Annotated in this window: 9 protein-coding genes; 6 read left to right on the top strand and 3 right to left on the bottom strand. The window is 70.1% G+C overall.

Annotation, left to right across the window (positions count from 1 at the left end; genetic code table 11):
- The first annotated feature begins 33 nt into the window (after window positions 1-33).
- The 4 genes from KA383_02895 to KA383_02880 all read left to right on the top strand — a co-directional run bounded on the left by KA383_02895 (window position 34) and on the right by KA383_02880 (window position 8,723).
- The gene (locus KA383_02895) at window positions 34-1,125 is read left to right on the top strand and encodes a hypothetical protein (protein MBP7745052.1); all 1,092 of its coding nucleotides are present in this window, start codon (window positions 34-36) and stop codon (window positions 1,123-1,125) included.
- Between the two features lie 313 nt (window positions 1,126-1,438).
- Complete coding sequence (locus tag KA383_02890; protein ID MBP7745051.1) at window positions 1,439-6,346, top strand: thrombospondin type 3 repeat-containing protein; 4,908 nt, start codon at window positions 1,439-1,441, stop codon at window positions 6,344-6,346.
- Window positions 6,347-6,485: 139 nt separating this feature from the next.
- The gene (locus KA383_02885) at window positions 6,486-6,770 is read left to right on the top strand and encodes a hypothetical protein (GenBank protein ID MBP7745050.1); all 285 of its coding nucleotides are present in this window, start codon (window positions 6,486-6,488) and stop codon (window positions 6,768-6,770) included.
- 30 nt (window positions 6,771-6,800) lie between these two features.
- Window positions 6,801-8,723 (top strand): hypothetical protein, encoded by a 1,923-nt coding sequence (locus tag KA383_02880; protein ID MBP7745049.1) that lies wholly within the window; start codon window positions 6,801-6,803, stop codon window positions 8,721-8,723.
- 21 nt (window positions 8,724-8,744) lie between these two features.
- Here KA383_02880 and KA383_02875 read toward each other — a convergent pair whose 3' ends face one another.
- The 3 genes from KA383_02875 to KA383_02865 form a co-directional block, all read right to left on the bottom strand.
- Entirely contained in the window at window positions 8,745-10,676 is a 1,932-nt protein-coding gene (locus KA383_02875) for a hypothetical protein (GenBank protein ID MBP7745048.1), read from the bottom strand.
- A 125-nt stretch (window positions 10,677-10,801) separates the two neighbouring features.
- Window positions 10,802-11,908 carry a TlpA family protein disulfide reductase gene (locus tag KA383_02870; GenBank protein ID MBP7745047.1) on the bottom strand — a complete coding sequence of 369 codons (1,107 nt, stop codon included), beginning with the start codon at window positions 11,906-11,908 and terminating at the stop codon, window positions 10,802-10,804.
- The gene (locus KA383_02865; GenBank protein MBP7745046.1) at window positions 11,905-12,642 is read right to left on the bottom strand and encodes a CAAX prenyl protease-related protein; all 738 of its coding nucleotides are present in this window, start codon (window positions 12,640-12,642) and stop codon (window positions 11,905-11,907) included. Before KA383_02865 ends, KA383_02870 begins: the two co-directional genes overlap by 4 nt.
- Before the next feature lie 244 nt (window positions 12,643-12,886).
- On the opposite strand from KA383_02865, the gene KA383_02860 reads away from it, so the two are divergent.
- Window positions 12,887-14,197 carry an LPP20 family lipoprotein gene (locus KA383_02860; GenBank protein MBP7745045.1) on the top strand — a complete coding sequence of 437 codons (1,311 nt, stop codon included), beginning with the start codon at window positions 12,887-12,889 and terminating at the stop codon, window positions 14,195-14,197.
- A gap of 72 nt (window positions 14,198-14,269) precedes the next feature.
- On the top strand, window positions 14,270-14,434 hold the full coding sequence (locus tag KA383_02855) for a hypothetical protein (protein MBP7745044.1): 165 nt from the start codon (window positions 14,270-14,272) through the stop codon (window positions 14,432-14,434).
- The last annotated feature ends 11 nt before the right edge of the window (window positions 14,435-14,445 follow it).

Below are 14,445 nucleotides of genomic sequence, written 5' to 3'. Positions count from 1 at the left end.
CGCCGGCGCCACGCCGCCTGACAGGACATCGCCATGAACACGCCTACACGGTCAGCGCTGCTGGTATTGACGGGCGGGTTGCTCTGGGGGGCCGCGGTCGGACGCGCTCAGGGCGTCTTCTTCGTGACCGGCGTCTCGCGCCCGGGGACCGTCACGCTGGTGGCGCCCGATGAAACCGCGCTGGACCTCACCGTCGGCCGCTCGATTTCCCCCGGCACCGTACGCGTGGTCGCCGACGCGAAGCTGATGTTCTTCGAACCGTCCGGAGTGGTTGCCATCGTCTTCGGCCCGGCCGAGCTGACGGTCGTCCGCGACGAGTTGCGCGACGAAATCGTGGTAGGGCTGGAGTCAGGGCGACTGGTGTTGGCGGCGGCGCGTCCGCCGGAGAGCACACCGACCATCTTCGTGCGCGTGGAGGCGGCCGCCCCCCAGCCGGCTGTGGAGGTGCAGGCGGACGGTGGCCGCACCTATGTGTCGCGTTCGGACGCCGGCGTGAGCGTGGGCTACGAAGCGGACGGCGGTGCAGAGGCGCTCGCGGTGCGCGTGGGAACTCGCAGGGTGAACGTACCTGGCGGGCAGCGTCTGACCGTGGCGGGCGGCGGCGCGCCGGAGGTGGTCGCGCTGGGGGACTGGCTGTCGCAGTCCGGCTTCACGGACGATTGGGGCCGCGAGCTGGGCGTGGAGTCGGCCCGCGAATCACGCGTCGATGTCGAGGCGAACCTGTTCGGCAACATCATTGCCTGGGACCGCTACGCGGGCGCCGGCCACGTGGTGCCGCGGCTCCAGCCGCCGAAATTCGACCCGGAAATCCGCCAGACCGTCCAGACGGTGACTACGCCGGTGCAGTCCAATGTGCAGAACCCCACCGTGCAGACGGTCGTCCGGCCGGACTTCGCGCTGAACGAGGTGCCGCCACTGTCGCCGGCCGGGGCCAGTGTGCAGAACATCCGTGATCTGGGGGCGGGTGTGACGGCCATTACGCTGAACGCGCAGGGCCGGACATACCTGGTGCTGACCGGCAGCCAGGGGCTCGGATTCCGTGGACTGCTGCAACTGGCGATCCCGGGCTTCTCGGACGGTGGAACGCGGACGCTCGGGCCGGCGGGGCTGGGAGCGCAGCCCTGAGCAAAGCCGCCCAGGTCCGATACACTGATGCGCAAAAAGCGCTCCCGGTTCGCCGGGGCGTAAGGATAGAATAAGGAACGGATGGCCGAATGATTGGGTGGGGCCGTGGGCCGAGCCACCACCCGACGTCCGCCAGGAGTCCAGCACTTTCCGCACGCCGCAGGGATGCCAGGCGACGATTGAATCGGCACACGGAGGCGTGTCCGGTGACACGGTGTCGCAGGGCGAAGGTGATTGGCCACTCGCGGGTGCGAGTCTGCGTCCCTCGTAAGCGCCAGTTTCCGGGCCGACCGCTCGGACGGGAGAATTAGTCATGTTGAGCAAGACGAGCGTACTTCACCTAATGGTCCGGCGGATGGCCGGAATGGCGATTCTGGGGCTCCTGTTGACGAGCGGCGCGCCGAGCTACGCGGATTCGATCGCCCAGCTCGGCGCGGTGGCGATCGACGCGGACACGGCGGGCGCCGCCTTCACGACCGTCGGCGCGCCGTTGCCCGCGATCACCGAGGCCGCCGCCGCGGACTGGCCCGACGCGAGCACCATCACCCTGCGCGTGCCGGCGGGCTTCGAATTCGCGATCGGCGCCGGCAACGAATGCACCGCGGTCATCACGCCGCCGTCGCCCAACGCGGTCGCGCTGGTCGACGATACGGTGGCATCCGCGGACGGGCAGACAATCGTGTTCGTCGTCACCGGGGCCCATACGGTGGCCTCCACGATCACGTTTTCCGACATCCAGTTGCGGCCGGCGAATTGCGCGGGCGCCGACGCGAGCCTGACTTCGCACATTACGATCGAGACCAACGCGAGCCCGGCCGGCCTCGACCTGGTGACCGTCACCGTGACACCGGGTGTGCCGGCGCAGCTCGCGTTTGCCGATCAGCCGACGGACACGGAGGTCAACGCGACGATTAATCCGGCGGCACCGCATATGACCGTCGAGGTCCAGGACCAGTGCGGCAACGTCGTGACGACGGCGACCAACCTGGTCGCGCTGGCGATCAACACCAACCCCGGCGGCGGGGCGCTGGCCGGCACCACCGTGAAGGCCGCGGTGGCAGGTATCGCCACCTTCGACAACCTGAGCATCAACCAGGTCGGCGCGAACTACGACCTGCTGGCCGTCTCCGGCGCGCTGACGCCGGCCGTGTCGGCGACATTCAACGTCACGCCCGGTGCGAAGGCCGCACTGCGCTTCGTGCAGGCGCCGACGAGTGCCGCGGCAGACGCGTTCATCGCGCCCGCCGTAACCGTCGAAATTGTGGACGCCTTCGGCAATCGCACGGCTGACGTCGATGCCATCACGCTGACGATCGACAACAACCCCGGCGGCGGCACGCTGACCGGCGGCGGGCCGACGGCGGCGGTGGCTGGCCTGGCCACGTTCAACGCGCTGAACATCGACAAGGTCGGCACCGGCTACACGTTGCGGGCGACGGCGGCGGGCCTGACGGATGCCGTGTCCGGCACGTTCAACATCACGCCGGGCACCGCCACCCAGCTCGCGTTCCTGCAGCCGCCGACAAACGTCGCGGCGAATGCGACGATCACGCCGGCGGTGACGGTCGAGATTCGCGATGCGAACGACAACCGCGTCACGACGGCGACCGACAACGTGACGATCGCCATCGGCACCAATCCGAGCGGCGGGGCGCTGTCCGGGACGCTGACGCAGGCCGCGATTGCCGGGGTGGCCACCTTCAACGATCTGGCGATCGACACGGCCGGCATCGGCTACACGCTGGACGTCACCGCGGCGGGGCTCGCGGGCGACACGTCGGTGGCGTTCAACGTCACGGCGGGGGCGGCGACCAAGCTCGTATTCGGCACGCAGCCCGGCAACGCCACGGCGGACGGCGTGATCCCGGGCTTCACCGTGCAGGTCCTCGACGCGGCGGACAACCTGGTTACCACCGCGAGCAATGCGGTTACGATCGCGATCGGCACCAACCCGGGCGGCGGGACGCTGTCCGGCACGGTGACCCAGAGCGCGGTGAACGGCATTGCCACGTTCAACAACCTGAACATTGATCGGGTCGGCGCGGGCTACACGCTGGTCGCCAGCGCGGTCGGCCTGACCGACTCGCCGCCTTCGGACCCGTTCAACATCACCGTCGGGGCGGCGGCGGCCCTGCGCTTCAGCCAGCAGCCGACCAATGCCGCGGCCGGGGCGGCCATCGCACCTCCGGTTTCGGTCGAGATCGTCGACGGCCGGGGCAATCTCCGCACGGCGGACGTGGACGCTATCACGCTGACGATCCTGAATAATCCCGGCGGCGGGACGTTGACCGGCGGCGGTCCGGTCGCGGCCGTGGCCGGGGTCGCCACGTTCCCCGCGCTCAGCATCAACAAGGTCGGCGTGGCCTACACGCTGCAGGCCACGTCCGGCGCGCTGACGGCCGCGACTTCCAACGCGTTCACGATCAGCCCGGGGACGCCGGCCAAGCTCCTGTTCCAGCAGCAGCCGACGAACACGGACGTGGGCACCAACATCGTGGCGACCGTCGGCGTCTTTGACGCGGATGACAACCTGGTGACGACCGCGGTGAACGCCATCACGATGGCGGCGGTCGACGCCATCTCGGCGCCGGTGCCGCTCGCGGGCACCACGGTACGGAACGCGGCGGCCGGTGTCGCGACGTTCAACGACCTGCAGATCGCCGCCGTCGGCGCGGGCTACCGGCTGGTCGCCAACGCGGTCGGCCTGACGGGGGACATCTCGACTCCGTTCAACATCACCCCGGGCACGAACATCGCGGTCGTGCCCGGCGCGGTTTCGATCGTCATCGGGGCCGCACAGACCAACGCGTCGGTCACGTACACGATCGAGGGCGCCGCGACGGTGCCGTCATTCCAGATCACGTTCGGTCTGAAGCGCACGGCCGGCCCCGTGCCGCCCATTGATACCGTCTTCGGCACGATCAACGTCACCGACGCCACGCTGCGGGCACCGGGCTCGCACACCGTGGCGCTTGGCAACATCCGCCCGCCGCTGGACGGCAACGTCCGCGACGGCGACCTGATCGTGGCGCAGCTCGACAGCGGCGGCGCCGTTGCCGAGACCAGCGAGGCCGACAATCTCACCAGCGCGGCGTTGAGTGTCGATCTGGTGTTCACGGCCGTGGCGCCGGACATCCGCGGCGCCAATTCCAGCGCGCGTGTGTCGTACGCGATTACCAGCCCGGCCAGCGTCGGCGCGTTCGCGCTCCGCCTGGGTCGCGACACGAACAACGACGGCAACATCGACGACGTGCTCCGCGATTTCACCGTGGCCGGCACCAACGTGACGCCCGGCCCGCACGCGGTGGTGGTCCCGCTGCCGACGCAGTTCCTGGCGCGGAACATCGCCGCGGGTGCGACCGTCCGCGTCGTGGCCGTGCTCGACTCCACCGACGTCGTGGTCGAGCCGGCCGGCAACAACCAGGGGCTCGGCCAGACGACCTACGACGTCGATCTGGCGCTGACGCGCCTGCTGTTCCCGGGCACCGGCCTGGGCCGCGATTTCGACGCGACCATCAACTACACTGTGGCCAACAACTCGGTCAGTGAGAACTTCACCATCGAGTTCTACGTCTCGACCAATGCGAGTGTGGACGAAGCCACGCTGGCCGCCGACATCCGCCTGGCCACGTTCACCATCAGCGCCGCGGCCGACAAGCTCGCCGCCGCGGCCATCACCAAGACGTTCACGCTCAACATCCCTGCGGCCACGGCCGTGCCGGCGACGTTCTACCTGAAGGCGCGCATCGACGACGGCAAGATCGTCGCGGAGCTGGACGAGACGAACAACGTCGTCGCGACGTTGAACAACACGTCCGATCCCAACGCCGACGCGGACAACGACGGCCTGACGCGCGCGGAAGAGGAGGCCGGCTTCCGCATCCCGCCGGCGCGCATCTTCCGCGCGGACGCGCCGGTCGACGAGCAGGGCTCGGCGGTCGACCCGCTGGCCACGCGCACGTTCGACAACGACGAGGACACCGACGCGGACGGCCTGGGCGACGCGCTGGAACGCCAGACCGGGACCAACCCGGCCGAGCGCGACAGCGACGCCGACGGCCTCATCGACGGCGACGAGGATGCCAACCATAACGGCGTGCTCGATGCCGGCGAGACCGACCCGCGCAACTGGGACACCGACGGCGACGGCCTGAGCGACCAGGAAGAGCTGGCGGGGTTCCTGGTCACGCGCTACGCGGCGGGCTCCACGTCCGGCCGCTTCGTCAATGCCACCGTGACGCGCGTGTTCACCGACCCGCGCCAGGCGGACACCGATGGTGACGATATCAACGACTGGAACGAGGTGAACGCGTACACCCGCGCCGCGGCGGCCGACGGCAGCGTCCCCGGCATTGGTCTGGGCGCGCTCGCGGCTCGCGGCGGCCTCAAGGTGACCAAGCCCGTGCAGGGCATCCGCACCGATCCGACCCGGGCCGACACCGATGACGACGGCACAAACGACGCCAGCGATCCGGCGCCACAGATCAACCCCGCGCGCTGGGGCTACGACCAGGACGCGGATGGCGTGTTCGACGACACCGATCTGGCCGCGATCCGCGCCACGTTCCCCGCCACCGCCCTGGCGACGTTCCCCGAGACGATCGACGACTTCCAGCGCCTCCTGCTCAACTTCGATCAGGACGGCGACGGGTTCATGGAGGCGCCGGACGCCAACGGCGACGGCTTCCCCGACTTCACCCGCTGGAATGAAGCCACCGTCGAGCAGGCCTTCGGCATCGACTTCAGCAACGACGGCACGCTCACGGACGGCTTCGATGTTGGCGGCGTCGGGCGCGGCACCGCCGGCCCCTACGACAGCCGCTGCGGCAGCTCCAACGAGGGCGCGGCCCTCTTCGGCACCTACCGCATCATCCGCTCGGCGGATGGGGCGCAGTCCGGCGACGGCGTCCTCGACTCGTTCGACGAGGCCACGCAGCAACTGATCCCGACCGACAACTGCCCGACGTTCAACAACGTGGACCAACTCGATTACGACGGCGACGGGCTGGGCGACTCGTGCGACGCCGACCTCGACAACGACGGCGTCCCCAACGAGCAAGACCCCGCGACCCAGCCCCCGGACGCGCACTGCACCAACCCCGGCCCGGGGACGGTCGTGTCCAGCGTGTGCGCGTTCGGCGTGGTCGAAGGCCTGGTCGGCGGCCTGATTGGCCTGACCGGGCTGCAACTCGCCGGACGCACGCGGCGGCGCAGAAACTAGCGCCCCGCAGCGCGCCCCCCGGCTTGTGAGCGCCCGCGGACCGGCCGACCCGCGGCCGGTCCGCGGGCTGTTGTTCTGCCGGCCACCGCGTACAATTCTCCGTGGTGAATCCACGCGATCGCAAGAGGAAGGGTCAGCCATGACTCACATGCACCGTCGCACGGTGGCGCTTGCCCTGGTCGGCTGCCTGCTGGTCTTCGGCGCCACGCTCGGATGCCAGACGACACCCAAGTCGGAGAGCCCCCCCGCGGCCCAGTCCGCCGGCAGTGAGCAGCCCGCTGACGTGATGGCCAAATCCGATGCCGAGCGCGCCACGGACACGCTCGAGCGCGATCGGCAGGAGATGTCCGGTGAGCGGCGTCCTCACGACCCCAATCGGACGCGGGTTGTGGATCAGCCGCGCGTCGCGCCACCCCGGCGCTAGGCCGTTGCCGGCCGCGCTCATTGAGTGATGATGCGCCCGTTGCTACTGCCCAGCTTGCTTGTCGCGGGTGTGCTGTGGCTGCCGCCCGCCACGGCCCAGCCGGCGCCGCGCGCGCCGGCGGAGCCGGCCGAGGTCGCGGCCCTCGATGCCCTGCTGCAGGAACTGGCGCAGCAGGACGCGCGGGCTGCTTACGATCCGGCGAACCTGCTCGCACTGAGTCGCCTGCTCTCATCCCCCTGTGATCAGCTTGCCTGGCTCGGCCGGCAACTTGCTGCGCCGGAGCTGCCCGCCGACGCTGCGCGGGCTCTCGCGGAGGCAGCGCGGCAGCGCGGCCAGCAACTCGGCGCCCTGCTGGCCGACTGCGCCGCCGACTGGTCGGCCTGGGCCACTCTGCCGGAGCCGGCGGGCCCGACGGCCGCGCATGAACTGACGGACGCGGCCGCGCTCCGGGACCGTCTGGCGCAGGCCAGCGACCCGGCGGAGTATGCCGCGCTCACGCCGTTCCAGCGTTTCACGCTGCTGGCGCGCGGCTGCGACCCGGCGCTGATGTTTCCGCAGCGCGAGACCCCGGCGTGGGACGTTCCGCGCGCGGTGCTGGAGCGCGTCGCCGGCGCCCCGCAGTCGCCGCCGTTCTGGGACCTGCGCAACCTGCGGCAGCGTCTGACCGACGCGTATGGGACGTGGTCGACCGGCGAGGCGGCGGACTTCAGCGAAGCAGGCCAGGATGAAGCGGTGACTGCCGCCTTCCAGGTGAGTCTGGCCCTGGTGGATCGCGCGCTCGGCCTCGACGCGAACAGCGCCCGGCGCGGGACCGCGCTGCAATATCGCGACGACGCGGCCGCCTGGTCCGCCGTGGCCGCGGCGCTCGATGCGCGCGACCTGTGGAGCTGGGCGGCGCTCGCCCATCTGCTGGCCGCCTGCCCGGAGAACGGAACTTCGGCATCCGCTGCGACCCTGGACGCGGCGCGCGCACCGTGGGGCCGGTTTCGCGTGGTGAACAGCGGCGCGCTGCGGGCCGTGGACGCGGAAGGCGCGGGCTGGCTGGTGCGACTGGTGGCCGGGCGTCTGGCGGAAGCGCGCGGGTTGCCGCTGGCGCGCGATTTCCTGGCGACGCGGCGGGCCGCGCGGGCGCAGCAGGAGCAGGCAGTGCGCGCGGCGCTCGCAGGGGCCGCCGGCGGAGGCGATGCAGCCGCGGATCGGGTCTTCCAGGCGATTCAGCAGGCCAAGGCCGCGGAACTGGACGCCGGCGCCGCGGTGACCCCGCGTTCACTCGGCCAGCTCCTGCAGGATCTGGGCAACGACGAACCGTGGGTCTATCTGTTTGTCGAAATCCTGGAACTGCGCTCCGCCGGCGGCGCCGGCGCTGCGCCGGCCTGTGGCGTCGCGGTGTATCGTGAGAAGTACGTGACCCGCATCGGGGGCCAGACCTACACCGACCGGTACATTGCACAGGTCATTCCCGAAAAGGGCCACGTGTCCGACGTGGTCGCGGCGGCGTTGAGCCTGGGGCCGCCCGCCAACGTCACGGACGCGCGCGTGATGATCGCGCTGGACGGCCCCCCGGACGCCCGCTGGCTCGACTTCGAGAAGGACTCGCTCCTGCCGCGCACCGGCGGCACGGGCGGCGATCCAAGCTGGATCGTGTACGTGCCGTCCGCCAGCGTGCTGACGCCGGGGACCTGGTCGCTGGACGAGACGCTGCGCGTGTGGTATCGCGCCGCGCTGGCCGCCGGCGAAGCGCCGCTCCTGGCGAGCGCGCTACCCCCGGCGTTGAGCCGCACGGGGCGCATGCTGGAAAAAGCAGACTTGACGCTCTATTCGATTTCGCTCGCGGCCCCCGGCGCCACTGACCCGCAACTGGCGCGCGCCCTGAACGCGCGCGCGCTGGCGGCCCTGATGGACCTCAAGCGCGCCAGCCGCCTGTCGGTGATACCACTGTGGGTGAGCAAGTAGTCGCCGGCGGGCCTGTTCGTCCTACTCCTCGAAGAAGTCGCTCTCGGGCTCGGTGGGTTCGGTCGGCTCGTCAGGTGCGGTAGGCGCGGTGGGCGTGATGCCCACGACGCCGGCGGCGGCCAGGTGGTCGCGAAAGCGCACAAGGGTCGCCGCGTAGGGAAACCGCTCGCGCTTCTCGACGGCCTTCTGGGCGGCCTCGCCCGCCCGCGCGAGGTACGTGGCTGCCTCGTCCGGGCCGAGCTGTGCCCGCAGATGGTAGGTGGCCGCGAGCGCCCCAAGCGGGACCCACGCGGTCGGTTGCGAACTGAGCTTTTCCGCGACGGCGTTGTACAGCTCCGCGGCCTTGTCCACCGTTTCGATACCCGTGGTGCGTGCGGCGTCAAGCTGAGCCTGGAACTCGCTCGGGTCGAAGGTGAAGCGCTGGGTCGTGAAGAGCTCGGTGAAGCGGCGCATGTCCTCGATCAGGCTCTGGGTGGCGCTGGCGCGCTGGGCGTAGATGCGGCCCGCCAGCAGGCGCGCCGCGGCCTCGGCGCTGCGCCCCACGTGCTCGAGATACACGTCGCGCAACACCAGCGCGAGCCGTTCATTCTTGCGATTCGGGTCGCGCTCGCGCTGGAGCGTCCGCGCCGCGTTAAGCCAGGTATCCGCGGCGCGCTGCGACTTGGCGAACGCGTCGCTGGCCCGCCGCGCCGCCTGCAACGCCTCCTCTTCCTTGTTGAACGCGGCGGCTGCCAGCTTGGGGATCTCCTCGGTGAGTGCCTGCTGCGCGGCTTCCAGTTCCGTCAGGCGTGCCTGAAACCGGGCGGCCTCGGCTTGTGCCCGCTGGCCGACCTCGGTCAGGTAGCCGGCCTGGGCGTCGAGCGACGCGTCCGCGTTTTCCAGGCGGCGCGCGCGTTCCTGCGCCGTCGCCAGGCGGCGCTCCAGCTCCTCCAGGCCCACGAGGGCCTCGCCACCGCTCAGCGGGCTGCCCGCCCAGTCGTCGCCGTCCAGCTCGGCCCCGCGCAGCACGCCCTTGCGCAGCTCCTGCTCGCGCTGCTGCAGCTCACGTAACTGTGCATGGAGCCCGAGGTATTGCGTGCGATAGCCGGGAAAACCCTGCGGGTCGTCGTCGTGCCCGGCGCGAAAGCCCTGCTCTTCCAACGTCTGCAGCGCCCGCTGCGTGTCGCGCAGGTTCTGCTCCACCTGCGTCAGGGCCGCCCGACGCTCCGTGACCTGCGCGGTGAGCGCGGTCACCGCCTCGTCCGCCGCGCGCCGCAGGCCGCCGAGCTCCTCCTGGTCGGCGCCCAGTTGCTGCAGGCTCTGGGCCGTGTCCAGCCCGCGGTACTCATCGAGCGCGCCCTGCGTGACCTTCCACTGCACCCCCACCTCCAGCAGCCGCGCGAGCGCCGCGGCCTGCTTGGCCCGCAGCGCCTCGGCCGCGCTGCTCAGATTCGCCGCCCGCACGTAGTCAATCATCCCCGCCGTCTGTGCCACGCTCAGCGCGCTGGCATCGGTGGTCATGGCCGCCGCCGCGTCCTGCGCCGCCTTGGCCAGCAGGGCGTCATTCTCCTGCACCGCCCGGGCGAAGTCGGCGATCGCCCGTTGCACGCCCGCCGCATCCGGGCTGAACTTCGGCAGCTCCGGCGTGGGCAGACCGTTGAGCGCGGCGGTCTCTTGGGCCCTGCGCGCCCCCTGGGTGTAGTCGCGCGCCGTCCGCTCCAGCGACTCCTTGGCCGCCGCCACCGCGCTCTCCAGCGCCGCCGTGTCCGCCTGCTTCATCGCCTCCGGGGCCGCCAGCGTGTTGAGGCGCGGCAGAGCCAGGTTGTAGCGGGCCAACTGGCGCAGCGCCAGCGTGGCCTGATCCTGCGCCAGCACCGCCTGCTTGCTCGCGCTGCTGCGCAGCGCGGGGGCGAAGATGCTGGCCGCCAGGATCACGAGCCCGAGCGCGATGCCGATCAGGATGGGGGGTTTCACGGCAATTCTCCGACTGGACACATACTCCCACCTATCCCGGGCGCGCGCCGGTGAGCGCGGCGACCGGGGCTCGGCGGGTTCGCCGGTTGTCCGAGCTTGTTGTGTACCCGCATGCCCGGCCCCTGTCAATTCGGGCTCGGTTCCAGGGCCGGCCGGGCCAGTTCCGCCCAATCCGCTTCGGTCGCCGTGCCGACCAGTCGCCCGGCTCGATCGAGGATGAACACGAACGGTACGTGCGTGACGCCCCAGTTCCGCACAAACTCGCCCCCCCAACCCAGTTCATCGTTGCATTGCGGCCAGTCGAGCCCCAGCTCGCGCGCCGCTGTCGCCGTTTGCGCCGCGGTCTCGTCCAGCGCCACGCCGATGACCCGCAATTCCGCGTGCGTGCTCCGGAGGTGGTTGACCTCCTGCACGCTCCGGCAGGCGCGGTCGTCGAATCCGGCCCAGACGATAATCAGCGTCGGGTGCCCCTCGTAATCGGAGCGGTGCACCTCGCGCCCGTCCAGCGTTCGCAACGCAGGCCAGAACGACTCCCCGACCGCTGTGATCCGCCGCCATTGTCCCTCCAACGCGGCGGTGACCGCGTGGTCGGCAAAGTGTGTGCGCATCTGGGTGAGTACGTCCTGCAGGGCGGCACGGTCGTCGCGGCGGGCCGCATCCGCGAACAGCAGGTCCGCCAGCCGCGGCGCGTAGCGGCTGCGCGGGTACGTCTGGAAATACTCACGGTACAGGCTGAGCAGCGTCGGGTCCGGCGTGCCCACCGGTGCCGAGGTCGGCCTCGAGGTCGCGCTCCGCGCCGCGCGGTGGCGGCAGAGAATCGCCCAGTAGGCCGCCTCTTCGCCAACGTCCGCGCTCGGCGGGGCGCGCAGCAGTTCCTCCACTCGCGCGCAGAGCTCGTCGAGCGCGCCATCGCGCAGGGTCGCCAGCTCGAAGAGCGTCACGAGTTCCAGGCGCAGCGCTTCGTCGCGGTGCGCGCCTCCGGGGTACACCGTCAGGTACAGCCGCAGGCGAGTCAGCAACACCTGGCGCTGCCGGCGCGCGGCCTCGAACCAATCTTCATAGGGTTGCGTGGCCGCCACCGGTTGCGTCAGCGGCATGATGCGCTCCCAGAGCTGCTGCTCGCGGTCAACCGGCAGCTCGCCGCCCGGCGGTTCGTTGGCCAGCGCACGCGCCGCGCCCGCCAGCGCCACGACGCACACCACGGCTTGGATGCGGCCGCCGTTTCGCATCACCAGAAGGACCAATCGCCGGTGCGGAGCACAATCAGATACAGCACGAGGTTCGTGAAGCCGTGTAGCAGGACAAGACACAGGATGCTGCGCGTCCAGTAGAACACGCCATTGAAAACCAGCCAGCACAATATGCTGACGCCCCAGTTGTCCGGATGTTGCAGGGTTGAAACAGCCGACGTGCCCAGGAAGGACAGCCAGGTAAACGTGCCCAGCGGGATCCGCTCGAAATTCTGCCAGTCGATGAACGCCCGCAGGAGAAACGCCCGCCAGAAAAGTTCCTCGACGACCGGCACGGCGATGCAGGCCACGGCCAGGCGGAGCGACCACGTGGTCCAGAAGAGCTTCGCCGCGCCCAGAGTCTCACGTGGATCAACGACCGTTCTCTGCCCCGGCATGATGGGCAACCGGACCCCCAGGCCGAGCTGGTCAAAGATCGCTTGCCCGACCACCCAACCCCATGCCACCAGCGCCCCGCCGACAATGGCGATCGTCCAGTGGGGTCGCCCCCACGGCGGCAGGTGCCGGCGAAATATCCACACCACGGCCAGCGAGGCGAGGCCGCGCAGGGCGATGACCACGGGCTGCCAGGGCGCGGGGACCGCGTAGATCAAGCTCAGCAAGCCGATGTAGACCATCAGGGGGGCCATCAGGACGATGTCCGGGCGCGCCTCGGCCAGACGATCGACGGCCGGGAATAGAACCGGGCGGCTGGTTTCAAGTTGCGCGTTCGGCATGGGTCCTTTCGGCACCGGCGGCACAGGCCGCGGAGACCCGCGGCGGCCGTCGCACTATACCCGCCGCCGGCAGGGGTTGGAACACGCCGGCTATTCCGGCGGGCGGGGCGGTGCTAGTATGGATTAAGTGGATATCGGACGCGGGCTGACTAACTTCACGGCCGGATGACTGTCCAACGTGGATACCGTCCGGGCGAAATGTCCGGCCGGTCATCCAGACCCGTGGACCGAAGAGGATGACGCGATGTGCAAGCCGCACTGGATCGTGTTCGGAATCGCCCTGTTCGGGGGGATGCAGCTCGCTCCGGCCCAGGACGCGTCGCTGGAGCAGGCCCGACTCCTGTCGAAGCGGGCGGCCACCGCGGATGCATACCGCAAGCTGGCCGAGATTGTGTATGGACTGCAGATCAACGAACGCACCTATGTGCGCGATTTCGCCACCGAGTCGGATGATATCCGCAGCGAGGTTGATTCGTTCATCAAGGGCATTCGCCTGGGTGACCCGACCTACTTCGAAGACGGCACCTGCGAGGTGCCGGCCGAGGTGACCGTGGCCAAGGTGGTCGAGACGCTGCGGTCCGCACACGATCGTTACTACAAGGGCGACGACCTCAAGACGGCCGACTTCGAGTCGATCACCCGCCGGATCGAGAAAAACGTCATCCGGGTCATTGGCACTGGGGTGCCGCGGCCGGATCTGCCGCCGGACCTACCGCTGGGCGTCATGGACGCGCTGGGGCCGGAGCCCGCGTCATCGGCGGCCCAGCCGCCTGTTCCGTCCGTCTGGGAGCGGGTCGGACCGCAGGCGCGGCTGATGGCGCTGCGGGCGGCGCGGGTCGACGCACTGCGGAAGCTCGCCGAGCGCATCAAGGGGCTGCGCCTCACGGCGCGCACGCAGGTGCGCGACTTCATCGCCGAAAGCGACGAAATCACCGCGCAGATGGACGCGTTCCTCAAGGGGGCCGAGGAGGTTCGCTCCTATCTGCACCACGATGAGCTGATCGCCGAGGTCACGATGCGCGTGCCCACCGAGCAGGTCATCGCGACGGTCAAGGAACTGCACAGCCGCTACTACAAGGGCGATGACGTCAAGGGCCACGACATCGAGGACGTCGTCAGGTCGGCCGTGAAGCGCGAGTTCGAGGCGACCGGCGAAGGCATCCCGCCGCCGCCGTACCTCCGCCGATACAACGAGTCGGCCGCGGTCCCGCTGCCGGATTGGACGATGGGGCCACTCGAGGCGACCGGCGAGGGCACAGACCCGGCGCTGGATACGCCGCAGGGCCGGTTGAAGGCCGCGCGGGCCGCGGAGCTGGACGCGAAGCGCAAGCTTGCGGAGCGGATCGCGGGTCTGGAGATCGAGCCTGGCATGACGGTCCGCGACTTCGTGGCCCGGAACGAAAGTATCCGCGGCCTGGTGGACGCGGTGCTGGTGACGGCGCTCGTGACGAAGACCGAGATCAGCGCGAGCGCGGCGCGCGTCACGGTCGCGGTCCCTGGCATGCAGGTCTGGGAAATTATCAACGGAGCGCTGGCGCATCTGGCGCGGCACTAGGTATCAACACCGCTCCCCCTATCGCTTCCCTGGGAAGGAAGGGGGATGTTGGGATCGTGCAGGGAGTCCATCATGTCGTCATGGTATCGCCGACTGGGATGGCTGGCTTGCGGGCTGGCCTTCGTATGCGTGTTGAGCGCGTGCTCCGAGCGCAAGCACCGCGAGGTGCGCTACCATGAGGAGCAGCGCGAGGGCGAAGTGCAGGAAGTCAGTCCCGGCGAGATGATCGTTGAATAGGGCGGCCCGCA

The organism is Phycisphaerae bacterium (assembly GCA_017999985.1).
GTDB lineage: Bacteria > Planctomycetota > Phycisphaerae > UBA1845 > Fen-1342 > JAGNKU01.
Note: the sequence above shows the minus strand (reverse complement) of the source record. Positions and strands in the feature narration are given on the sequence as shown.

Excerpts from the sequence above, each read along its gene's own strand:
- KA383_02895 (MBP7745052.1), top strand. The coding sequence starts at position 34 with ATGAACACGCCTACACGGTCAGCGCTGCTGGTATTGACGGGCGGGTTG.
- KA383_02890 (MBP7745051.1), top strand. The coding sequence starts at position 1,439 with ATGTTGAGCAAGACGAGCGTACTTCACCTAATGGTCCGGCGGATGGCC.
- KA383_02885 (MBP7745050.1), top strand. The coding sequence starts at position 6,486 with ATGACTCACATGCACCGTCGCACGGTGGCGCTTGCCCTGGTCGGCTGC.
- KA383_02880 (MBP7745049.1), top strand. The coding sequence starts at position 6,801 with ATGCGCCCGTTGCTACTGCCCAGCTTGCTTGTCGCGGGTGTGCTGTGG.
- KA383_02865 (MBP7745046.1), bottom strand. The coding sequence starts at position 12,642 with ATGCCGAACGCGCAACTTGAAACCAGCCGCCCGGTTCTATTCCCGGCC.
- KA383_02860 (MBP7745045.1), top strand. The coding sequence starts at position 12,887 with ATGTGCAAGCCGCACTGGATCGTGTTCGGAATCGCCCTGTTCGGGGGG.
- KA383_02855 (MBP7745044.1), top strand. The coding sequence starts at position 14,270 with ATGTCGTCATGGTATCGCCGACTGGGATGGCTGGCTTGCGGGCTGGCC.